Origin of the sequence: Pantoea sp. ARC270 (assembly GCF_003236725.1) — a bacterium.
In the GTDB taxonomy this organism is placed as follows: domain Bacteria; phylum Pseudomonadota; class Gammaproteobacteria; order Enterobacterales; family Enterobacteriaceae; genus Pantoea; species Pantoea anthophila.
The window spans coordinates 1-772 of the sequence record NZ_PUGA01000084.1; the positions used below are offsets into that span (position 1 = coordinate 1).

Consider the following 772-nt stretch of genomic DNA (forward strand, 5'->3'; position numbering starts at 1 on the left):
CTGGAGGTGGCGTGGTTGATGTAGGAGATCGAACCGGTCGGCGGGATCGCCTGCAGGTTCTGATTAAACAGCCCGTGCTGCATTACCGCATCGCGCAGCGCCTGCCAGTCCGCCCGGGTCGGCAGCGTCACGCCGGCGTCGGCAAACAGTTTTGCCACCCGTTCGGTGCGCGGCAGCCATTCGCGCTCCAGATATTTGTCGAAATAGACGCCGCTGGCGTACTGCGAATCAGCAAAACCGTCGAAGGTCTGCTGACGCTCCTGTGCCAGCTGATTAGAGGTGCGCAGCGCGTAATAGGTGATGCAGTAAAAGTAGAGGTTGGTGAAATCGAGCGCTTCCGGCGAACCGTAAACGATGCCTTCCCGCGCCAGATAGCCGTGCAGGTTCATCTGACCCAGGCCAATGGCGTGCGACCGCCGGTTTCCTTCGGCGACCGACGGCACCGACGCGATCTCACTCATCATCGACACCGAGGTCAGGGCGCGTACCGCCACGTCCACGGTGCGCGCCAGATCGCGGGAATCCATGGCGTGGGCAATATTGAGTGAGCCAAGATTGCAGGAGATATCTTTGCCGACCCGGCGATAGCTGAGATCGTCAAAATACTCGCTGGCGCTGTTCACCTGCAGGATCTCTGAACAGAGGTTGCTCATATTGATACGACCGGCAATCGGATTGCTGCGGTTCACGCTGTCCTCATACATGATGTAGGGGTAGCCTGACTCAAACTGAATCTCGGCCAGCGTCTGGAAGAAGTCACGCGGCTGAATCC

At 59.1% G+C, this 772-nt stretch carries 1 pseudogene; it reads right to left on the reverse strand.

Annotation, left to right across the window (positions count from 1 at the left end):
- Positions 1 to 772 (reverse strand): annotated as a pseudogene (locus CKF42_RS20940) (ribonucleotide-diphosphate reductase subunit alpha); the annotation flags it as partial.